Genomic DNA, 21,718 nt, shown 5'->3' with positions numbered 1-21,718 from the left:
GATTCCCCAATCGTTCGATCAGAACGTGCAGACCGCGAATGCCTGCAGCGGCGTCTTCTGCGAACCGCCGCGGCCGGTCATTTCCGCCATCATGCAGTCGAACCAACTCTCCTCGCCGGTGTAGTGAAGGTTGTCTCCCATGCCTGTGGCACCCACTTCGCCGCCCGTGGCGCCGTTCAGCAGTGGGTGGTCCATGCTCAGTTCCTCGATGCCTGTTGCGTAGCTCATTTCAAGTCCTTTAGGTTGCTCAACAGAATGGGCACCCGTCGATGCCCGTTGAAGAACCTCCGGAGGTGACGCCATTCTTTGGGCGGAGGCGCTGTGCCGTCGATTGGCGTTTGTCGCATCGCACCGACTGGTGGGCCGCTGACTCGCTCCAGCGGCTCCCGCCGGGGCCTGGCAATAATTTCGAGTCGGTCACGCTCGCGTTTCGTCACCGGTTGTCATGGAACCGCCCGCCATAATCCGCGCCCATGGATCTGATGCACTTCCTCGTCGACTTCATCCTGCATGTCGACAAGCACCTCGCCGAGTTCGTGGCCGCCTACGGCATGTGGGTCTACGCGCTGCTGTTCCTGATCGTGTTCGTGGAGACCGGCCTGGTGGTGATGCCCTTCCTGCCGGGCGATTCGCTGCTGTTCGTGGTCGGCGCGCTGTGCGGCACCGGGATGATGAACCTGCCGCTGGCGATCACCGTCCTGCTGGTGGCCGCGATCCTGGGCGACCAGTGCAACTACACGATCGGGCGCTACTTCGGGCCCAAGGTGTTCCAGTGGGAGCAGTCCCGCTTCTTCAACAAGCGCGCCTTCGACGCCGCGCATGAGTTCTACGAGAAGCACGGCGGCGTCACCATCATCCTGGCGCGCTTCATGCCGTTCATCCGCACCTTCGCGCCCTTCGTGGCCGGCGTCGCCGAGATGACCCGCAGCCGCTTCACCGCCTACAACGTCGCTGGTGGCGTCATCTGGGTGGTCGGCCTGACGCTCGCGGGCTACCTCTTCGGCAACATCCCCTTCGTCCAGACCCATCTCTCCAAGATCATCTGGGCCATGATCATCATCCCCGGCCTCATCGCCCTCTACGGCGGATGGAAGGCCTCGCGCGCGAAGTCCACCTCCGCTGCATAACCGCACTTCCCCCAGACAGCGCACAGCTCGACGCACGCAGCGAGCCGCGTCGCGGACAGCGAGCCGTTCGGGGGCGGTGGGGCGTGGGGTTCTGNGCCAGGGCCCCACGCCCCAGCGACCAAGCGCTCGACCTCGGCAGGTAGGCGGTCCCCCAGCCCAAGCGCTCGACCTCGGCAGTTGGGCGGCCCCCCAGCCACCCTCCCGGGAAAACACCGACGCACCCCGCGCGCAAACCCCGGGGGTGAGCTTCGTCACGGGAAATTCACGGGGCTATCCTCGCCCGCTGCCTTTCACCGCCGACAAGCCCATGCAACTCAGCACTCTCAGCAAGGCCGCCACCCTGGCCCTGAGCTTGACCGCCGCCATCGCGGCGGCGCCCACGCAGGCCCAGCAGGCCGCGACTGCTTCCGCTTCTTCCGCCGCGAGCGTCGCCGCGCCGGCCCCCGCCGTGACGATGCTGCTGCGCGAGCCCGCCGTCTCGGCGCGTCACCTGGCCTTCGTCTACGGCGGCGACCTGTGGATCGCCAACCGCGACGGCAGCCAGCCGCGCCGCCTGGCCGGTCATGCCGCGCCGGAGTTTGCGCCGCGCTTCTCGCCCGACGGGCAGTGGATCGCGTTCTCCGCCGGATACGACGGCAACACCGATGTCTACGTGATCGCCGCCAGCGGCGGTCAACCGCGGCGCCTGACCTGGCATCCGTCCGCGGACCAGGTCACCGGCTGGAGCGCCGATGGCAGGCGCGTGCTGTTCGCCTCCAACCGCGAGGTGCTGAACACCCGCAGCAAGCAACTGTTCGAGGTGGCGCTGGAAGGCGGCTTCGAGCAGAAGGTAATGGAGGCCGTCGCCTATGAGGGCGTGTGGTCGTCCGACGGCACGCGCCTGGCCTACCGCCCCAACGGCGCGGCCTACTCGGGCCCGAGCGGCTGGCGCCAGAGCCGCGGCGGCACCACGCCGCCGATCTGGATCCTCGATCCCAAGGGCAAGACCTGGGAGCAGATCCCGCATGTCAACGCGACCGACAGCAATCCGATCTGGATGGGCGACGAAGTCGTCTTCATCTCGGACCGCAACGACGGCGCGGCCAACCTCTTCGCCTTCCACACCAGGACCAAGGCGCTGCGCCAGCTGACGCGGGAAACCGTCTGGGACGTGCGCAGCGCCGATGGCCGCGACGGGCGCATCGTCTACGAGGCCGGCGGGCAGCTCAAGGAGATCGGCCTCGAGGGCGGCACCGCGCGCGTCCTGAGCATCGCGCTGAACGAGCCCAGCAACGAGGCCCGCGTGCAGTGGAAGGACGCGGCCCGCACCGTCACCAAGGCGGCGCTGTCGGCCACCGGCAAGCGCGCGGTGATCAGCGCCCGCGGCGAGGTCTTCACCGTGCCGGTGAAGGACGGCGTCGTGCGCAACCTGACGCAGACCTCCGGCGTGCGCGAGAAGGATGCGATCTGGAGTCCCGACGGCCAGCAGGTCGCCTACGTCTCCGACGAGCCCGGCATGCGCCACCAGGTGGTGATCCGCGACCAGCTCGGCGACCAGGCCGCCAACAAGCCCACGCGCAAGATCCTGCTGCCCGAGGTCGGCTACTACACGCTGCTGGACTGGTCGCCCGATGGCGCGCGGCTGGTGCTGCAGGACAACCACCTCAACCTCTACCAGCTGCCGTTGAGCGGCCCGCAGTCGGGCAAGCTCGCGAAGATCGACACCAGCGAGCGCCGCGCCGGCTTCGACGTCAGCTTCTCGCCCGACGGGCGCTACCTGGCCTACACGGTGGTCGGGAAGAACTTCTTCAGCCAGGTCCGCATCGCCGACTTCCAGACCGGCCAGCAGCACACCGTCACCGACGGCCTGAGCCACGCCAACCTGCCGGCGTTCTCGACCAAGGGCGACGTGCTGTTCTTCGCCGCTTCGATCAACTCCGGCCCGGCCCAGGTGGGCCTGGACATGTCGACGCAGGAGCGTTCGCTGCGCATGGGGCTGTACGCGGCGGTGCTGCGCGCCGACGGCAAGTCGCCGCTCGAGCCCAAGGCGGGCGACGAGGAAGGCAAGGACGGCAAGGGCAAGGCGGACGAGGCCAAGGACGCTGACAAGTCCGACAAGGGCGACAAGTCCGACAAGGGCGACAAGGACGCGAAGGCCGACAAGTCCGACAAGAAGGACGACGCCAAGGACGTCAAGCCCAAGGCCAAGCCGGTGCGGATCGACTTCGCCGGCCTGAAGGACCGCATCGTCGGCCTGCCGGTCGCGACGGCCCGCTACGACGACCTGGGCGTGGCCGACGACGGCGCGCTGTTCTACCTCGAGCGCAAGCAGCCCGGCGTGTCGATCGACGCCGAGGGCGGCAACGGCCGCAAGGGCGACCTGTACCGCTTCGATTTCGAGGAGAAGAAGGCCAAGCTGGTGAAGCCGCAGGTCGAGGACTACAGCCTCAGCCCCGATGGCAAGAAGCTCCTGCTGAACCTGGGCGGCGGCCGACTGGAAATCGCCGATGCCCGCGAGAAGGTCGACACCAAGAGCATCGACCTGTCGGGCCTGAAGACGCGCATCGACCCGCGCGCCGAGTGGCGCCAGATCTTCGACGAGACCTGGTGGATGGAGAAGGAGTTCTTCTACGACCCCAAGCTCCACGGCCTGGACTGGCAAGGCGTCTATCAGCGCTATGCGCCGCTGGTGGCCGGCGTGCAGCGCCGCGAGGACCTGAACGACCTGCTGGTCGAGATGATCGGCGAGCTGCAGGTGGGCCACAACCGCGTGGGCGGTGGCGACGTGGTGCAGGAGGCGCGCGTCGCGGTGGGCCTGCTGGGCGCGGACTTCAGCTTCGAGAACGGCAAGTACCGCATCAAGAAGATCTTCAAGGGTGACCGCTGGGATCCCTACCTGAAGGCGCCGCTGGCCGCGCCTGGCCTGGGCGTCAAGGAGGGCGACTACCTGCTGGCGGTCAACGGCCAGCCGGTGGACGGCACCCACAACCTGTACCAGCAGCTGGAGAACACGGTCGGCAAGCAGGTGCAGCTGACGGTGTCGGCCAACGCGAACGGGCAGGGCGCGCGGCGCGTGACGGTCGAGCCGATCTCGACCGAGAGCCGCCTGCGCCAGTGGGCCTGGATCGACCACAACCGCGAGGAAGTGGATCGCCTGAGCGGCGGCAAGATCGCCTACGTCTACATGCCGGACACGGCCGGCCCGGGCTTCCAGCACTTCAACCGGATGTTCTTCGCGCAGGTGGACAAGCCGGGCCTGATCGTCGACGACCGCCGCAATGGCGGCGGCCAGGCGGCCAACTACGTGACCGAGCTGCTGAACCGGGCCTACCTGGGCAGCTGGAAGGACCGCGATGGCCTGATCTACGACACGCCCGCAGGCGCGATCTACGGGCCCAAGGCGATGCTGATCGACCAGGACGCGGGCTCCGGCGGCGACTTCATGCCGTATGCGTTCAAGCGCACGGGGCTGGGGCCGCTGATCGGCAAGCGGACCTGGGGCGGGCTGATCGGGATCTCGGCCAATCCGAGCCTGATCGATGGCGGCTTCCTGGTCGTGCCGTTCTTCCGCTTCTTCACGCCGGAAGGCGAATGGCGCATCGAGAACGAAGGCGTCTCGCCCGACATCGATGTGGACCTGGACCCGGTGGCGGTCAATGCCGGCCGTGACGTGCAGCTCGAGGCGGCGGTCGCGAACGTGATGGAGCGCCTGAAGACATGGCAGCCGATCCAGCGCACCGTGGCGCCGCCGATGCCGACGCAGCTGGGCAAGTGAGCGTCGACCAGCGCGCGCGGCTCGTCGAGCTCGCGCGCGGCAGCGGCTGGCTCATGGACGCGCTGCGCGCGGTGCGCTCGCTGGGCCTGGCGTCCTGGTGCGTCGGTGCCGGCGCGATTCGCAACCTCGTGTGGGACGCGCTGAGCGGGCATCGGCAGCCCTCGGCCCTGTCCGATGTCGATGTCGCGTTCTTCGATCCCGTGGACCTGCGTGGCGAGCGGGATGCCGAACTCCAGCGCCGGTTGTCTGAACGCCTGCCCGGGCTGCCGTGGGAAGTGACGAATCAGGCCGCGGTGCATCTCTGGTTCGAGTCGTACTTCGGCCACGCCGTGGCGCCGTTGCGCTCGCTCGAGGAAGCCGTCGGTAGCTGGCCCGAGTACGCGACCTCGGTGGCGCTCTGGCTCGACGCGGACGACACGATCCATGTGATCGCGCCCCATGGGCTCGACGACCTCTTCAACATGGTCGTGCGCCGCAACCCGACGCGAGCCAGCGAGCAGAACTTCCGGGACAGGACTGCGGCGAAACGCTATGCCGAGCGCTGGCCCGGCGTGACGATCGTGCCGTTGTAGAGCGTCGGCATGTCCCTCGGGCGGCTCGGCGTCACAACGCCCGATGTCTCGCCGCCAGCGGCGGGTTCTTCGCGAAGTAGCGCGCGATGCCGGTGGCCAGCGCCTTGACCAGGTCATCCTGGTAGTCCGGATCGCGCAGCTTGGCTTCTTCCTCGGGGTTGGAGATGAACGCCGTCTCCACCAGGATCGACGGCACGTCCGGCGCCTTCAGCACCGCGAAGCCGGCCTGCTCCACGCTGCCCTTGTGCAGCTTGGCCAGCTTGCCGATCTGTCCCAGCACCTCGCCGCCGAGCTTCAGGCTGTCCTTGATCTGCGCCGAGGTGCTCATGTCCAGCATCGCCCGCAGCACGCCGGCATCCTTCACCGCCTTGCTGTTGACGCCGCCGATGACGTCGGCCGCGTTCTCCTTGTCCGCCATCCAGCGCGCCGCCGTCGAGCTCGCGCCGCTGGTGGACAGCGCGAAGACCGAAGCCCCGCGCGCCTTCGGCGTGATGAAGGCGTCGGCGTGGATGGACACGAACAGGTCGGCCTGCACCCGCCGCGCCTTGCGCACCCGCTCGCCCAGCGGGACGAAGAAGTCCGCATCGCGCGTCATCATCACGCGGATGCGCGGGTTGGCGTTCAGCCGGTCGCGCAGCTTCTTGCCGATCGCCAGCACCACGTCCTTTTCGCGCAAGCCCGTGGGGCCGATCGCGCCGGGGTCCTCGCCGCCATGGCCCGGATCGATCGCGATCACGATCAGGCGGTCCAGCTTGGACTGGCTCATCTCCGGCGCCACCTCCTTGAGCGGCGGCGTGGGCGGCGGCGGGGTCTCGATCCGCGCGACCGCGCTGGCCGGCCGCTGCGGGGGCAGGGCGGCCGCGCTGGCGGCGCTCTCGGCGCTCGAGGCGGCCGTCTGCGGGCGGTCGATGCGGCCGATCAACTCGCCCAGCGCGTCGTTGACCGACTGCGCCGCGGCGCTCTCGGCGGCTTCCTTCTCGCGCACCAGGTCCAGCAGCGGATCGCGCTCGCGCGTCGGATGCAGGTCCAGCACCAGGCGGTTCTTGTAGGCCGCCACCGGCTCGATGGTGAACACCTGCGGCGCCACCGCCTGCTTCAGGTCCAGCACGATGCGCACCACGCGCGGCTGGTTCTGGCCCACGCGCACGCCGGCGATGTAGGGGTCGTCCGGCTTCACCTTGCCGAGCAGCTCCTTCAGGCCGGCGTTCAGCTCCAGGCCATCGATGTCGATGACGAGCCGGTCCGGATTCGCGGCCATGAAGCTCCTGGCGGCCAGTTGGCGGTCGGACTCGATGGTCACGCGCGTGTAGTCGCTCGCCGGCCAGACGCGCACCGCGACGATGGTGGCGGCGCCGGCGACGCCCGCGGCCAGCGCGGGCAGGGCCGGGAAGCTCAGCACCACCGCGCCCATGCGGCGCAGGGCCTTGCGGCGGTCGCGCGACGCGGGCGCGGTCACGGGCGTGGACGGGGCCGCCACCGCGTCGTGCGGCAGGGGGGCGGCAGGCAGGCCGGTCAGGTCTCCGTTCATGTGAGGCGTGTCGGTCTCGTTCGAATCGATGTCAATCGGGGGCGCCGTTCGTGCCCGGCGCATCGGAAGCGGCGGGCGCGGCGGACGCAGCGGACGATGAGGTCGAGGCGGCCAGTTGCCGGTCCAGCTCGGCGAGCAGCGCCTGGCCGCGCGGCGTGTGGGCCTCGGCGCGGACGTCCCGGCTGTCGTCGTCATTGACCGCGAGCACCAGCCGCAGGTCCGGGGGCGGCAGCATGCCGGCGGCCTTGGACGGCCATTCGCTGAGCTTGAGCCCCGGCGCGGCGAAGACGTCGCGGAAGCCCGCGTCCTCCCACTCGCGCGGATCGCTGAAGCGGTAGAAGTCGAAGTGGTGGGCGGGCAAGCCGCCGAGGCCGGGCGGCGTGTAGTCCTCGACCACCGCGTAGCTGGGGCTCTTGATGCGGCCGGTGACGCCCAGCGCACGCAGCAGGTGGCGCACCAGGCTGGTCTTGCCGGCCCCCAGGCCGCCGTCGAGCTCGATGCCCAGGTCCGCGATCTGCGGACAGCGGGCCAGCGCCTGCGCGAAGCGCTCGCAGGCGGCCTCGTCGGGCCAACGGAATGGGCGGGTTTCTAGAATGCTCAACAGCGATGAATTCCTTGGTCAACACCCCGCGGCCCGACGCGCCCTCCGACGCCTCCTCGAGCCCCTCCCGCGACCCCGACGCGCTGGCTGCGCTGATGGTCGAGGTGCGCGCCTGGGCGCATGAGCTCGGATTCTCACAGATTGGGGTGGCCCACGTCGATCTGAGCGATGCGGAGGCCGGCCTGCAGGCCTGGCTCGACGCCGGCTTCCACGGCGAGATGCAGTACATGGCCGCGCATGGCCTCAAGCGCGCCCGCCCGGCCGAACTGGTGCCCGGCACGATCAGCATCCTCACCGCGCGCATGGATTACTTGCCCGAGGCCATCGGCCCCGAATGGCAGGCGCGGGAGTGGGCCGCGCTGGCCGACCCGGCGCGGGCGCAGGTGTCGCTCTACGCCCGCGGCCGGGACTACCACAAGGTCCTGCGCCAGCGCCTGCAGCAGCTGGCGGACCGCCTGCAGGCGCGCGTCGGCCCGATGGGGCACCGCGTGTTCACCGACTCGGCGCCGGTGCTGGAGGTGGAACTCGCCAGCCGCTCGGGCATCGGCTGGCGCGGCAAGCACACCCTGACGCTGCACCGCGACAGCGGCTCGATGTTCTTCCTCGGCGAGATCTACCTGGACCTGGCGCTGCCGCCCAGCGAGCCGGTCAGCGCGCATTGCGGCCAGTGCCGCGCCTGCCTGGACGCCTGTCCGACCGGGGCGATCATCGCCCCCTACCGGCTCGACGCGCGGCGCTGCATCAGCTACCTGACGATCGAGCAGGACGGCCCGATCCCGGTCGAGTTCCGCGCCGCGATCGGCAACCGCATCTACGGCTGCGACGACTGCCAGCTCGCCTGCCCCTGGAACAAGTTCGCGCGCAGGAACCCGCTGCCCGACTTCGAATGGCGCGAGCCGCTCGGGGACGCCTCGCTGCTGACGCTGTGGGCCTGGGACGAGGCGACCTTCCTCAAGCGCACCGAAGGCTCGGCGATCCGCCGCATCGGCCACGCGCGGTGGCGCCGCAACATCGCGGTCGCGCTGGGCAACGCGCTTCGGCAAGACCTGGCGCCGGCGCTGCGGGCAGCGATGCGGGCGGCGCTCGAGGCGGCGCGCGCTGGCGCGTCGCCGCTGCTGGCGGAGCACATCGACTGGGCCCTGGCGCAGGACCTCAGCCCTCGACCGCCTGCCTGAACGCGGCGATGAAGTCGGACACGGCTTGCGGCGAGCGCAAGCCCTGCGGCTGCACCGCGCGCACCTCGACCGGCACTTCCGGCAGCAGCGTCCGGATGTGCAGGTCGCCCGCGCTGGCCTGCGCGGTGAACGAATCGATGATGGCCGGCCCGAATCCCTGTTCGGCCATGATCATCGCGATGTGGTGGGTCTGCACGGTGATGCCGGCCCGCGGCGACAGCTCCAGCCGCGCCCATTGGTCGGCCAGCACGGCGCCCAGCGGGTCGCGCTCGTCGATGCGGATGAAGGGCTCGCGCAGCAGGTCCTGCAGCGCGACGGTCGTGCGGCGGTCGGCGCCGGTGCGGCTGCGCGGCGAGGCGCACACCAGCCGGCCGGTCGCCACCAGTTCATCGGAGAGGGCGGGGTGGGGCAGCCGCCCGTACACGATGCCGACATCGCCCTCCTGCAGCGCCATGGCGCGGGCGATGTCGTTCGAATGCATCGTCCGCACGCTGATGGGCAGGTCGCGGTAGCGGCGGCGGAAGCGCTTGAGCGCCTCGGGCAGGGCCTTCACCGCCAGCGAAGGGACGATCAGGATGCGGAAGCCCTGGCCCTCGCCGCTGCCCAGCGCGCCGGCCATGCGCCGCACCGACTCCAGCTGCGACATCAGCGCCTGCACCTCCGGGTAGAGCGCCTGCGCTTCGCGCGTGGGTACGAGGCGGCGTCGCTGGCGTGTGAACAGCGCGTAGCCCAGCTGGAGTTCGGCCAGCTGCAGCGACTGCGTCACCGCCGGTTGTGTCACATGAAGCAGCTTCGAGGCCGCGCTGACCGATCCCGTCAGCATGACGGCGTGGAAGACCTCGATGTGCTTCAGGCGCATGACGCCGTCTCCATAGGGAACATAAGGCCAGCTTATAGGATGACGCGCAACCGCGATGCCCGCTGGGCGCTGAGGTTCAATATCGTTCACGGCATTGCAACCCCAGCGTCCCCGAGAAAGGAATTCCCATGAAGGTGTTCGTTTCCAGTGCAGTCGTCGCCCTGTCGCTCGTCGTGCCGGTGGGCGCGTGGGCCCAGGCGGGCGGCACGCTCGACAAGGTCAAGGCTTCGGGCGTCATCACGGTCGCCTACCGGGATTCCTCGATCCCGTTCTCCTACCTGGGCGCGGACGCGCAGCCGACCGGCTTCGGCTGGGAGATCTGCGGCCGGATCGTCGAGCAGGTCCGCAAGGCCACCGGCCGCGCCGACCTGAAGGTGGCGACCCAGTCGGTCACCTCGCAGAACCGCATCCCGCTGCTGGCCAACGGCACGGTGGACATCGAATGCGGCTCCACCACCAACAACAGCGAGCGCGCCAAGCAGGTGAGCTTCGCGATCAACTACTTCTACACGGGCACGCGGCTGCTGGTGAAGAGCGGTTCGCCGATCAAGTCCTTCGCCGACCTGAAGGGGCGCAAGGTGGTGTCGACCACGGGCACCACCAACTTCCAGGTGATGCGCAAGCTCAACGCGGAGAAGCAGCTGGGCTTCGAGTTGATCAGCGCGAAGGACCATGCGGAATCGGCGCTGCTGGTGCAGTCGGACCGCGCCGACGCGTTCGCGATGGACGACATCCTGCTCTACGGCCTGCGCGCCAGTGCGATCAATCCCGCGGAGCTGGCCGTGGTCGGCGACGCGGTCCAGGTCGAGCCCTACGCGATCATGCTGCGCAAGGACGATCCGGCCTTCAAGCAGCTGGTGGATGCGACGCTGACGCAGCTGATGAAGAGCGGCGAGTTCGAGACGCTCTACAAGAAGTGGTTCCAGTCGCCGATCCCGCCCAAGGGGATCAATCTCAATGCGCCGATGAGCCGCGAGCTGCAGGACAACCTCAAGACGCTGTCCGACAAGCCGGCGCTGTAAGACCGCGATGACGCACGACACACCGCGCCTGGCGCGCGGCGCGGGCGGAGCCTTGCCCGCCGCGCTGACGGTCGTCGAGGCGATCCGGCGTCCGGTCGCGGCGCCCGGTGCCGTGGGCATCGTCGGCATCCTGGGCGGCATGGGCCCGCTGGCGACGGTGGACTTCATGCGCAAGATGCTCGAGGCCACGCCCGCGGCGACGGACCAGGAGCACGTGCCGGTCGTCGTCAGCAGCATCCCGCAGGTGCCGGACCGCACGGCCGCGTTCCGCGGCGAGGGCGAGTCGCCGCTCGCGGCCATGGTCGACAGCGGGCGCCGGCTGGTGGCTGCCGGCGCGGGCGTGGTGGTGGTGCCTTGCAACACGGCGCACCTCTGGTTCGATGAGCTCGAACGGGCGCTGGCGCTGCCGATGCTGCACCTGGTCGATGCGGCGATCGCCGAGGCGCTGGAGCGCGTGCCTGATGGCGGCAAGGTCGGCCTGCTGGCGACCGATGCGACGCTCGCGTCCGGGCTCTACCTGAACCGGGCGTCGCCGGACGGACGCCGCGTCCACTGGTTGCTGCCCACGGCGGGCGAGATGCTGGAGCTGGTGATGCCCGGCATCGCCGACGTGAAGGCCGGAGCCATGGACTCGGCGGCGCAGCGGCTGACCAGGGCCGCACAGGCCCTGTGCGCACGCGGCGCGCGGGCGATCGTCCTGGGCTGCACCGAGATCCCCCTCGTGCTGGACGCCGCGGCGGCGGGCGCGCCCGTCATCGATGCCACCNACTGCGCCGCGGTCCCCAGCGCCAGCCACAGCGGCAGCACGATCATCCCCAGCAGCGTGGAGACGGTCACCAGCCCCGCCACGAAGGGGCCGTTGCCGCCCATGCGCACGGCCAGCACGTAGGCGCTGGAGGCCGTCGGCATCGCCGCGAAGGCGAGCAGCAGGGCCGCCTGCGGCGCGGGCAGCGCGAGCGCATGGCCGATGGCCAGCGCGATCACCGGCAGCACCAGGTGCCGGATCGCGAGCAGGGCGCTCGCCAGCCACGGCGCGTCCTTGAGCGCACCCAGCCGCAATCCCGCGCCCACCGCCATCAGCCCCAGCGGCAGCGCCGCCAGACCGATCTTCTGCAGCGAGATCGCCGCCGGCTCCGGCAGGCGCAGCCCGGTGAGGTTGGCGGCCAGGCCGGCCAGCGTCGACACGATCAGCGGATTGCGCGCCAGCTCGCGCAGGTAGCCGTGCCCGCCATGCCGGGCCAGCGGATAGACCGCCGCGACATTGGCCACCGGCACGCACACCGCGACGATCATCGCGATCCACGCCACGCCCTGCGCGCCATGCAGCCGCTCGGCCAGCGCGAGCGCGACGAAGGAGTTGAAGCGGAAGGCCACCTGCGCGCCGGAAGCATGCGTTCTCGCGTCGACGCCCGGCACCCAGCGCAGCGCGAAGGCCAGCGCGATGCCGCTGAGCATCACGCCCAGCCCGCCGCCCATCAGCGCCATCGTGTCGCCCGGCGACAGGCTGCTGCGCGAGATCGAGTTGAACAGCAGCACCGGGAACAGCAGGAAGTACACCAGCTTCTCGGCCGCTTCCCAGACCGGGCGGTCCAGCGGCGTGTACCGGCACAGCACGAAGCCGGCGACGATCAGCAGGAAGTCAGGCAACAGCAGCAGCATCGGAAGACTCGAAGGGGGCGTCCGAGTGTGCCAGCGCTTTCCCGCCCCGCCGGCGAGGTCTCTACGTAGTTCCGCTAGCGCGAGCGCGCCGACGAGATACTTAAGCTGTCCCGATCCCCCAATCCTTCAGAAGACGAGGAGCTCATGAACCGTCGCTCGATCCTCCAACGCGGCCTGCTGCTGGGCACGCTGACGCTGTCCTGCGCCGCGGCGCTGGCCCAGTCCTATCCCACCAAGCCGGTCAAGCTGGTCGTCCCGTTCGCGCCGGGCGGCACCACCGACATCGTGGCGCGCGTGGTCGCGCAGCACATCGCCGGTCCGCTGGGCCAGACCATGGTCGTCGAGAACAAGGCCGGCGGCGGCGGCATCATCGGCGCCAACGACACCGCCAAGTCCGCGCCCGACGGCTACTCGCTGGGCGTGGCCACCGTGTCCACCACGGCGACCAACCCGGCGATCAATCCGAAGACGCCGTACAACCCGCTGACCGACTTCACGCCGATCGTGAACCTCGCGGCCACGCCCAACGTCATCGCGGTCCATCCGTCGTTCCCCGCCAAGGACTACAAGGCCTTCATCGCCGAACTGAAGAAGAGCCCCGGCAAGTACAGCTATGCGACCTCCGGCACCGGCGGCATCGGCCACCTGCAGATGGAGCTCTACAAGAGCCTGACCGGCGTCTTCGTCACCCACATCCCGTACCGCGGCGCCGGCCCGGCCTTGAACGACACCGTCGCGGGCCAGGTGCCGATGATCTTCGACAACCTGCCGTCCGCGCTCCCGTTCATCAAGGACGGCCGCCTGGTGGCCATCGCCGTGGCCGCGCCGCAGCGCCTGGCCGTGCTGCCCAACGTGCCCACCTTCAAGGAACTGGGCCTGGAACCGGTCAACCGCATGGCCTATTACGGCATCCTCGGCCCGAAGAACCTGCCCAAGGAGGTCGTGGCCAAGATCAACGAGGCCGCGCGCAAGACCGTCGACATGCCCGAGGTCAGGAAGCGCATCGAGGAAACCGGCTCGATCGTGATCGGCAACTCGCCGGAGCAGTTCAGCGAGCAGATCAAGGCCGAATACGCGGTCTACAAGAAGGTCGTCGAGACGCAGAAGCTCAAACTCGACTGACCGGACCGTTCTCCGCAAAAGGGGCGCCCCGAAAAGGGCGCCCTTTTTCTTGGCCGGATTTCCGACCTGCGGATTCCCATCGCCGCCCGGGTGATTTCAGATCATGAAAAGAGTTTGTCGGCATGCAAAAAGCCGTCGTGCTGCACCGCCGCAAGATTTCTCATGATGGAAGAGCCACTCTCACAATCCGGTTTCCTGTTTGCAAGTGATTGATTTGCATGGATAAAAAATTCAGTCTTATATAAGACATGCACCGACACGGCGGCGGTCAAGGCGCCTAGATTTGAGCCCATCGGTTTTCGTTTTCTCCAGCAACCTCATTCCCCACAGGAGCTCACCATGACGACCTTGACCCGCGAACAACAAATTGCCGCCCTCGAGAAGGACTGGGCCGAGAACCCCCGCTGGAAGGGCATCCAGCGCGGTTACTCCGCCGCCGACGTGGTGCGGCTGCGCGGTTCGCTGCCGATCGAGCACACGCTGGCCAAGCGCGGCGCCGAGAAGCTCTGGAACCTGGTCAACACCGAACCCTTCGTCAACTCGCTGGGCGCGCTCACCGGCAACCAGGCCATGCAGCAGGTCAAGGCCGGCCTGAAGGCGATCTACCTGTCCGGCTGGCAGGTCGCCGGCGACGCCAACAGCAACGGCGAGATGTATCCCGACCAGTCGCTGTACTCGGTGGACTCGGTGCCGAAGGTGGTCAAGCGCATCAACGCGACCTTCAAGCGCGCCGACGAGATCCAGTGGAGCGAAGGCAAGAACGACATCGACTACTTCGCCCCGATCGTGGCGGACGCGGAAGCCGGCTTCGGCGGCGTGCTGAACGCCTTCGAGCTGATGAAGGGCATGATCGACGCGGGCGCCGCGGGCGTGCACTTCGAGGACCAACTGGCCGCCGCCAAGAAGTGCGGCCACATGGGCGGCAAGGTGCTGGTCCCGACGCGTGAAGCGGTGGCCAAGCTGGTCGCGGCGCGCCTGGCGGCCGACACCATGGGCGTGCCCACCGTGCTGCTGGCCCGCACCGACGCCGAGGCCGGCGACCTGGTGACCAGCGACATCGACGACAACGACAAGCCCTTCTGCACCGGCGAGCGCACCGTCGAAGGCTTCTTCCGCACCCGCAACGGCCTGGACCAGGCCATCAGCCGCGGCCTGGCCTACGCGCCCTACGCCGACATGATCTGGTGCGAGACCGGCAAGCCCGACCTGGCCTTCGCCAAGGCCTTCGCCGAGGCCATCCATGCGAAGTTCCCCGGCAAGCTGCTGGCCTACAACTGCTCGCCGAGCTTCAACTGGAAGAAGAACCTGGACGACGCCACCATCGCCAAGTTCCAGCGCGAACTGGGCGCGATGGGCTACAAGTTCCAGTTCATCACGCTGGCCGGCTTCCACAGCCTGAACTACTCGATGTTCAACCTGGCCTACGGTTATGCGCGCAACAACATGAGCGCCTTCGTCGAGCTGCAGGAGGCTGAATTCGCCGCCGCCGAAAAGGGCTTCACCGCGGTGAAGCATCAGCGCGAGGTCGGCACGGGTTACTTCGACGCGGTCACCACCACGATCGAGGCGCAGGCGTCGACCGCGGCGCTGAAGGGTTCCACGGAGGACGAACAGTTCTTCGATGCCAAGCACGGCTGATCGCCGCGCGGCGGCCCCGCTCACGCGGGGTCGATGAACCGGAAGAGGGACTGCGGGGAGCAGTCCCTTTTTTCATGGCGCCGCGGCTTCATGGCGCCATGGCGCGGGCTCAGCGCGTCGTGGCCTCGGAATGCAGCGCGGCGGGCGCGCGCAGCCGCCATTCCTGGATCAGCTCGACGACCGCATCCGGGTCCGCCGGTTTGACCAGGTGCACGTCGAAACCCGCTTCGTGCGCGCGCCGACGGTCGTCCTGCTGGCCGTAGCCGGTCAGCGCGATCAGCAGGCAGCGATCGCCGCCGGGCAGGGTGCGCAGCCGGCGGGCCACCTCGTAGCCATCCAGGCCGGGCAGGCCGATGTCCAGCAGCACCACGTCGGGCGCGCTGGCGGCGGCCAAGTCCAGCGCGCGGGCGCCGTCCAGCTCCACCTGCGTGTCGAAGCCGGCCAGCTCGAGGAAGACCGCCATCGAATCGGCCGCGTCGCGGTTGTCGTCGACGACCAGCACGTGGCAGGGCTCGTCATCCTGCTGAGGCTGAGGCTGCGGCTGCGGCGCGGACGTGCCGCGACCGGCCCCCGCGCCGCCGGTCGGGGCGGTGCTGGTCGCAGCCGCGGATTCCGGCGGCACCGCGTCCATCGCCTCGTCCGCCAGCACGGCGGGCAGGCGCACCACGAATTCGGAGCCGTGGCCGGGGCCGTCGCTGCGTGCCTCGACCTCGCCGTGATGCAGCTGCACCAGGCGCTGCACCAGCGTCAGCCCGACGCCCAGGCCGCCCTGGTTGCGATCCAGGCCGCGCGGTCCCTGCTCGAAGAGGTCGAAGACGTGCGGCAGCAGCGAGGCGGCGATGCCGCGGCCGTTGTCGCGCACGGTCAGCGTGAAGCCCGGCTCGCGCGGCGACGCGGCGCCGCCATCGCTGTCGTTTTCGCTGTCGCCATCGGCCGGCTCATCGCGCGCCAGCGTCAGCTCGATACGGCCTTCGGGGCCGGTGTACTTGCTGGCGTTGTGCAGCAGGTTGGTGATGACCTGGATCAGCCGCGCGGCATCGCCGCGGACCCGCGCTGGCCGGTCGGGCAACTGCAGGTGCAGTTCCTGGCAATGCAGGTCCACCAGCGACTGCACCGCCTCCAGGCTCTGCCGCACGACATCGCGCAGGTCCAGTGTCTCGGTCTTGAGCACGATCTTCCCCTGGCTGATGCGGGCGACGTCCAGCAACTCGTCGACCAGGCGCGTCAGGTGGCGCGCCTGACGGTCGGTCACCGCCAGCGCCTGGGCGAGCCGGGCGTCGCGATCGGCGCGCGCGGCGGCCTCCTCGCCCGGTTGCGGCACCACCAGCGCGCGCATCACCTCGATCGCGCTGCGGATCGGCGCGAGCGGATTGCGCAGTTCGTGGGACAGCATCGCGAGGAATTCGTCCTTGCGGCGGCTGGCCTCGAGCAGCCCGGCCTCGGCCTGCCGGCGCTCGACGATCTCGGCCTGCAGCGCGCCATACAGGCGCGCGTTCTCGAAGGCGATCGCGGCCCGTCCGGCCAGTTCCTCCAGCGTCGGCCAGTCGGGCGGCTGGTGCGGCTCGACCAGCAGCAGCCCGCCGAGCGCACGCTCGCCCGCCACCAGCGGCAGCACGACGCCGCTGGCCGTGTCGCGGCGCAGCAGCGCGCGCGGCGGCGGCTCGTCGTCCTCGGGCAGCACCGACGGCGCGAAGGCGGGCAGCGCCGCGGGCAGGGCGGCCGCTGCGGCGGCGGACCCGCCGGGCTGCAGCGCCGGCACCATCTGCTCGAGCGCGTTGCGCGTCGCGTTGTAGAGGACTTCGGAGAGCATCTGCTCGCGGCCCTCGGTGAACAGCGCCGGCTCGCCGGCCGCGATCGGCGCGTCGCAGCGCAGCACGCGCTCGTGGCCATGGCCGGCGTCGCGCAGCCAGAGCAGCGCGCGCGGCGCGAAGCGCGGCACCAGCAGCGCGAGCAGGCGCCGCATCGCGACCTCGGCATCCAGCGAGTCGGCCAGCTCGCGCCCGGCCTGCGCCAGGAAGATCGAGCGCCGCGTGTTCTCCTCGGCCGCGCGCTGCGCCGCTTCGGCGCGCGCGATCGCGATGCGCTCCAGCGCCTGCTGCCGCAGGCGCTGCTGCATGATGAACAGGTCGACGAAGACCCGCACCTTGCTGCGCAGCACGTCGGGGATGACGGGCGACAGGATGTAGTCGACCGCGCCCAGCGAGTAGCCCTGCGCGGTCTGCAGCTCGTCGGCGTAGGCGGTGACGAAGATGATGGGCGTGTGCGCCGAGCGCCGGTAGCCGCGGATCAGCCGCGCCGTCTCCAGGCCGTCGATGCCCGGCATGTTCACGTCCATCAGGATCACCGCGAACTGCTGGCGCAGCACCTCGCGCAGCGCCTCGCTGCCCGAGCGCGCGATCACCAGGTGCTGGTCCAGGTCGGCCAGGATGGTCTCGAAGACCAGCAGCTTCTCGGGCAGGTCGTCGACGATCAGGATGCTGGCGCGCTCCGCCGCATCGGGCGTCGCGTAGCCGTCGAAGAGGGCGCTCAGCGGCATAGCCAGCCCCGCAGCACCGTCAGCATGTTGGCGGGGTCGACGGGCTTGGAGAGGTAGTCCCAGGCGCCGGCCTCGATGCACTTCTGGCGGTCGCCCTTCATCGCCTTGGCGGTGACCGCCACCATCGGCAGCTCGCGGCCGCGCGGCAGGCGGCGGATCTGCTGCATGGTCTCCAGGCCATCCATCTCCGGCATCATGATGTCCATCAGCACGATGTCGATCGACGGATCCTCCTGCACCAGGCGGATCGCCTCGCGGCCGTTGTCGGCCGAGACGATCACCATGCCGTGGCTGTCCAGCACGGTCGCGAGCGCGAAGATGTTGCGCATGTCGTCATCGACGATCAACGCCTTCTTGCCGGCCAGCGGGCAACGCGCCTCCTGCGCGTCGCGCAGCGCCTGGCCCTCGCGGTCGCCCATGTCGGCCGCCGCGCGGTGCAGCGCCAGCGCCAGGGCCGCGAGCGCCGCATCGGTGCCGATGACGGTGCGCACCGCCAGGCCATGCGGCCGCGACCATCGTCGCGCCACGCCCGGCTCGTCGGACGCTTGGGCGCCGGCGGGCGGCTCGGCGTTCAGCGCCACCACCGGCAGCGGCAGCGTGCCGGGCCGGCGCTCCAGCGCATCCAGCACGTCCTGCGGCCCGAAGGGGCAACTGGCCGCGTCGACCAGCAGCGCGTCGACGCCGGGCAGCAGCTCGCGCGCCTCCTCGGCCGAGCGGACGAAGATGGTCTCGACGTCATGCGCCAGCGGCGCCAGCAGCGCGATCCGCTCCGGCCCGTCGGGCATCGCGACGGCGAGCCGGCGCTGCGGCCGGTCCAGGTAGCGCTGCAGCTCGCGCAGCGCCACGTCGACGTCGTCGCGCGACTGCAGCGGCTTGGACAGGAAACCGAGCGCGCCGGCCTGCAGCGCGCGGTCGCGCGCGTCGTCGGTGGAGACGACGCAGACCGGCAGGTGCCGGGTGTCGGGGTCGGACTTGAGCCGGTCCAGCACCCGCCAGCCCTGCATGTCGGGCAGGAAGATGTCCAGCGAGATCAGGCTGGGCCGGAATTCCTGCGCCATCGCCAGCGCGCCCGCGCCGGTGGTGGCCACCAGCCCCTTCATGCCGCCCTGGCGCGCCGCCTCCAGGAGCACATCGGCGAAGGCGAGGTCGTTCTCCACGATCAGCAGCACCCGGTCGCCGCTGGCGATGTCCTCGCGATCGTCCTTGGCGACATTGGCGAAGACGATGCTGTCCGGCGGTGCGTCCATCTGCGGGCGCTGCGGCTCCAGCGGCGGCGGCTCAGCGGCGTCGGACGGGGCCGGACGGGCTCGCCCGGCCGGCGCGCGGCGTGCCGCGGCGCGCTGCACGGCGGCCTCGGCCAGCTCGGCCGCGGTGATCGCCGCGCGCGAGCGCGGCGCGTCGTCAGCCTCCGCCGTCGCGCCCGCGTTCGCCGCATCGGCGGCGTTGGCCGCGTCCGCCACGTCGGCCGCATCGACCACCGGCTTCGCGCCGGCCGGGCGCGGACGCGCGGTGCGCGCCGGCGTGTAGTGCTGCGGCAGGTAGAGCGTGAAGGTCGAGCCACGGCCCGGCGCGCTCACCAGCTTGATCTCGCCACCCAGCAGCCGCGCGAGTTCACGGCTGATCGCCAGGCCCAGGCCGGTGCCGCCGTACTTGCGCGAGGTCGAGCCGTCGGCCTGCTGGAAGGCCTCGAAGATGATCTGCTGCTTGTCGGCCGAGATGCCGATGCCGGTGTCCGACACCGAGAACGCGATCACCTGGCCCGCGTGGTTGAGCACCTCGTGGTCCGCGGACCAGCCGTCGGCGGCCGCGGTGACGGCGAAGGTGACCTGGCCCTGGTGGGTGAACTTGAAGGCGTTGGACAGCAGGTTCTTGATGATCTGCTGCAGCCGCTTGACGTCGGTGACCAGCGACTTGGGCAGCGGCGGCTCCATCTCGACGCTGAAGCCCACGTGCTTGGACTCGGCGAAGTGGCGGAAGCTGCGTTCCACCGAGCGCTGCAGCTCGTCCAGGCGCAGCTCGCTGACGTCCACGGCCACGGTGCCGGACTCGATCTTGGACAGGTCCAGGATGTCGTTGATTAGCATCAGCAGGTCGTTGCCCGACGCATGGATGGTCTTGGAGAACTCGACCTGCTTGAGCGTCAGGTTGCCCTCGCTGTTCTTGCAGAGCTGGTCGGACAGGATCAGCAGCGAGTTCAGCGGCGTGCGCAGCTCGTGCGACATGTTGGCCAGGAACTCGGACTTGTACTTCGAGGTCAGCGCGAGCTGCTCGGCTTTCTCCTCGAGCGCCTGCCGGGCCTGCTCGACCTCGGCGTTCTTGCGCTCCACCTCCTGGTTCTGGTGGGCCAGCAGCTGCGCCTTCTCCTGCAGCTCGCCGTTGGTCTGCTGCAGTTCCTGCTGCCGGCGCTGCAGCTCTTCGGCCAGCGACTGCGACTGGATCAGCAGGTCCTCGGTCCGGGTGCTGGCCTCGATCGTGTTGATCACGATGCCGATGGATTCGGTGAGCTGGTCCAGGAAGGCCTGGTGGGTCGGGTTGAAGCGCTCCAGCGAGGCCAGCTCCAGCACGCCGCGCACGCGGCCCTCGAAGACCACCGGCAGCACCAGCACTTCCATCGCCGCCGTCTCGCTCAGGCCGGAGGCGACACGGAAGGCGCCGCTGGGCACGTTGGCCAGTAGGATCTTCTCCTGGTCCAGCGCGCACTGGCCGACCAGGCCCTGGCCGAGCGCGAGCTCCTTGCCATGCGTGGCCAGGCCGCCCGAGGCATAGCTGGCGATCAGCTTCAGGCGCGGCATCTCGCCGCGCATGTTGAGCACGTAGAACTCGGCCTGCTGCACGCCGACCACCGGCGCCAGCTCGCTGAGGATCAACTGGCCGACGGTCACCAGGTCCTTCTGGCCCTGCAGCATGCGGCTGAACTTGGCCAGGTTGGTCTTGAGCCAGTCCTGCTCGGTGTTCTTCTGGGTCGTGTCCTTGAGGTTGACGATCATCTCGTTGATCGTGTCCTTCAGCGCCGCGACCTCGCCCTGCGTCTCGACGGTGATGGAGCGCGTCAGGTCGCCCTGCGTCACGGCGGTGGCGACCTCCGCGATCGCGCGCACCTGGGTGGTCAGGTTGGCGGCGAGCTCGTTGACGTTCTCCGTCAGGCCCTTCCAGGTGCCCGACGCGCCCGGCACCTTGGCCTGGCCGCCGAGCTTGCCCTCGACGCCCACCTCGCGCGCCACGGTGGTCACCTGGTCCGCGAAGATGGCCAGCGTGTCCGTCATCGAGTTGATGGTGTCGGCCAGCGCGGCGATCTCGCCCTTGGCCTCCACGGTCAGCTTCTGCGCCAGGTCGCCGTTGGCCACGGCGGTCACGACCTTGGCGATGCCGCGCACCTGGCCGGTCAGGTTGCCGGCCATGAAGTTCACGTTGTCGGTCAGGTCCTTCCAGGTCCCCGACACGCCGCGCACCGTGGCCTGGCCGCCCAGGCGGCCCTCGGTGCCGACCTCGCGCGCGACGCGGGTCACTTCCGCGGCGAAGGACGAGAGCTGGTCCACCATCGTGTTGATGGTGGTCTTGAGCTCCAGGATCTCGCCGAGCACGTCGACGGTGATCTTCTTGGAGAGGTCGCCGGCGGCCACGGCCTTGGTCACGTCGGCGATGTTGCGCACCTGCGAGGTCAGGTTGGACGCCATCGAGTTGACCGAGTCGGTCAGATCCTTCCACGTACCGGCCACGCCCTGCACGTCGGCCTGGCCGCCAAGCTTGCCCTCGGTGCCGACCTCGCGCGCCACGCGGGTCACTTCCGCGGCGAAGGAGCGCAGCTGGTCCACCATCGTGTTGACGGTGTTCTTGAGCTCCAGGATCTCGCCCTTGACGTCGACGGTGATCTTCTTGGACAGGTCGCCCGCAGCCACCGCGGTGGTCACCTCGGCGATGTTGCGCACCTGGGAGGTCAGGTTGCCGGCCATGAAGTTCACCGACTCGGTCAGGTCCTTCCACGTCCCGGCCACGCCCTGCACGTCGGCCTGGCCGCCGAGCTTGCCTTCGGTACCGACCTCGCGCGCGACGCGGGTCACTTCGGCCGCGAAGGAGCGCAGCTGGTCCACCATCGTGTTGACGGTGTTCTTGAGCTCCAGGATCTCG

At 69.7% G+C, this 21,718-nt stretch carries 14 protein-coding genes and 1 pseudogene; 8 read left to right on the top strand and 7 right to left on the bottom strand.

The window, feature by feature from the left end; genetic code table 11:
- Nucleotides 1-18: 18 nt before the first annotated feature.
- The gene (locus ACTJKJ_RS18715) at nucleotides 19-228 is read right to left on the bottom strand and encodes a hypothetical protein (RefSeq protein ID WP_183491015.1); all 210 of its coding nucleotides are present in this window, start codon (nucleotides 226-228) and stop codon (nucleotides 19-21) included.
- A gap of 245 nt (nucleotides 229-473) precedes the next feature.
- Here ACTJKJ_RS18715 and ACTJKJ_RS18710 point away from each other — a divergent pair, with 245 nt between their 5' ends.
- The 3 genes from ACTJKJ_RS18710 to ACTJKJ_RS18700 all read left to right on the top strand — a co-directional run bounded on the left by ACTJKJ_RS18710 (nucleotide 474) and on the right by ACTJKJ_RS18700 (nucleotide 5,453).
- On the top strand, nucleotides 474-1,127 hold the full coding sequence (locus tag ACTJKJ_RS18710; protein WP_147242330.1) for a DedA family protein: 654 nt from the start codon (nucleotides 474-476) through the stop codon (nucleotides 1,125-1,127).
- A 307-nt stretch (nucleotides 1,128-1,434) separates the two neighbouring features.
- The gene (locus ACTJKJ_RS18705; RefSeq protein ID WP_440821341.1) at nucleotides 1,435-4,881 is read left to right on the top strand and encodes a S41 family peptidase; all 3,447 of its coding nucleotides are present in this window, start codon (nucleotides 1,435-1,437) and stop codon (nucleotides 4,879-4,881) included.
- A 53-nt stretch (nucleotides 4,882-4,934) separates the two neighbouring features.
- A complete protein-coding gene (locus tag ACTJKJ_RS18700; protein ID WP_440821405.1) occupies nucleotides 4,935-5,453 on the top strand; it encodes a nucleotidyltransferase family protein in 519 nt (172 codons plus the stop codon).
- Between the two features lie 31 nt (nucleotides 5,454-5,484).
- On the opposite strand, the gene ACTJKJ_RS18695 is transcribed toward ACTJKJ_RS18700, so the two are convergent.
- Entirely contained in the window at nucleotides 5,485-6,981 is a 1,497-nt protein-coding gene (locus tag ACTJKJ_RS18695) for an N-acetylmuramoyl-L-alanine amidase (RefSeq protein ID WP_440821340.1), read from the bottom strand.
- Nucleotides 6,982-7,012: 31 nt separating this feature from the next.
- Nucleotides 7,013-7,582: a tRNA (adenosine(37)-N6)-threonylcarbamoyltransferase complex ATPase subunit type 1 TsaE gene (tsaE, locus tag ACTJKJ_RS18690; RefSeq protein ID WP_321170210.1), complete on the bottom strand. Its 570-nt coding sequence runs from the start codon at nucleotides 7,580-7,582 to the stop codon at nucleotides 7,013-7,015.
- Between the two features lie 95 nt (nucleotides 7,583-7,677).
- On the opposite strand from tsaE, the gene queG reads away from it, so the two are divergent.
- Nucleotides 7,678-8,757 carry a tRNA epoxyqueuosine(34) reductase QueG gene (gene queG / locus ACTJKJ_RS18685; protein WP_183492413.1) on the top strand — a complete coding sequence of 360 codons (1,080 nt, stop codon included), beginning with the start codon at nucleotides 7,678-7,680 and terminating at the stop codon, nucleotides 8,755-8,757.
- Here the strand turns inward: queG and ACTJKJ_RS18680 are convergent.
- A complete protein-coding gene (locus ACTJKJ_RS18680; protein WP_183478925.1) occupies nucleotides 8,735-9,616 on the bottom strand; it encodes a LysR family transcriptional regulator in 882 nt (293 codons plus the stop codon). The two genes, queG and ACTJKJ_RS18680, sit on opposite strands and share 23 nt — an antisense overlap.
- Before the next feature lie 128 nt (nucleotides 9,617-9,744).
- Here ACTJKJ_RS18680 and ACTJKJ_RS18675 point away from each other — a divergent pair, with 128 nt between their 5' ends.
- Together ACTJKJ_RS18675 and ACTJKJ_RS18670 are read left to right on the top strand one after the other, a co-directional pair.
- Nucleotides 9,745-10,638 carry an amino acid ABC transporter substrate-binding protein gene (locus tag ACTJKJ_RS18675; RefSeq protein WP_440821339.1) on the top strand — a complete coding sequence of 298 codons (894 nt, stop codon included), beginning with the start codon at nucleotides 9,745-9,747 and terminating at the stop codon, nucleotides 10,636-10,638.
- 7 nt (nucleotides 10,639-10,645) lie between these two features.
- Entirely contained in the window at nucleotides 10,646-11,527 is an 882-nt protein-coding gene (locus tag ACTJKJ_RS18670) for an aspartate/glutamate racemase family protein (RefSeq protein ID WP_440821338.1), read from the top strand.
- Here the strand turns inward: ACTJKJ_RS18670 and ACTJKJ_RS18665 are convergent.
- Nucleotides 11,425-12,297: pseudogene (locus ACTJKJ_RS18665) on the bottom strand (AEC family transporter); the annotation flags it as partial. The gene ACTJKJ_RS18670 and the pseudogene ACTJKJ_RS18665 overlap by 103 nt on opposite strands.
- Nucleotides 12,298-12,441: 144 nt before the next feature.
- On the opposite strand from ACTJKJ_RS18665, the gene ACTJKJ_RS18660 reads away from it, so the two are divergent.
- On the top strand, nucleotides 12,442-13,419 hold the full coding sequence (locus ACTJKJ_RS18660; RefSeq protein ID WP_091724097.1) for a tripartite tricarboxylate transporter substrate binding protein BugE: 978 nt from the start codon (nucleotides 12,442-12,444) through the stop codon (nucleotides 13,417-13,419).
- A 339-nt stretch (nucleotides 13,420-13,758) separates the two neighbouring features.
- The gene (aceA, locus tag ACTJKJ_RS18655) at nucleotides 13,759-15,057 is read left to right on the top strand and encodes an isocitrate lyase (protein WP_141225253.1); all 1,299 of its coding nucleotides are present in this window, start codon (nucleotides 13,759-13,761) and stop codon (nucleotides 15,055-15,057) included.
- A gap of 109 nt (nucleotides 15,058-15,166) precedes the next feature.
- Here aceA and ACTJKJ_RS18650 read toward each other — a convergent pair whose 3' ends face one another.
- Nucleotides 15,167-17,593, bottom strand: a complete 2,427-nt coding sequence (locus ACTJKJ_RS18650) for a response regulator (RefSeq protein WP_440821337.1) — start codon at nucleotides 17,591-17,593, stop codon at nucleotides 15,167-15,169.
- The coding region (locus ACTJKJ_RS18645; protein ID WP_440821336.1) for a response regulator at nucleotides 17,584-21,718 on the bottom strand (4,135 nt) is incomplete at its 5' end. The genes ACTJKJ_RS18645 and ACTJKJ_RS18650, both read right to left, overlap by 10 nt.

Source organism: Roseateles sp. 22389, assembly GCF_052044995.1.
In the GTDB taxonomy this organism is placed as follows: domain Bacteria; phylum Pseudomonadota; class Gammaproteobacteria; order Burkholderiales; family Burkholderiaceae_C; genus Roseateles.
Note: the sequence above shows the minus strand (reverse complement) of the source record. Positions and strands in the feature narration are given on the sequence as shown.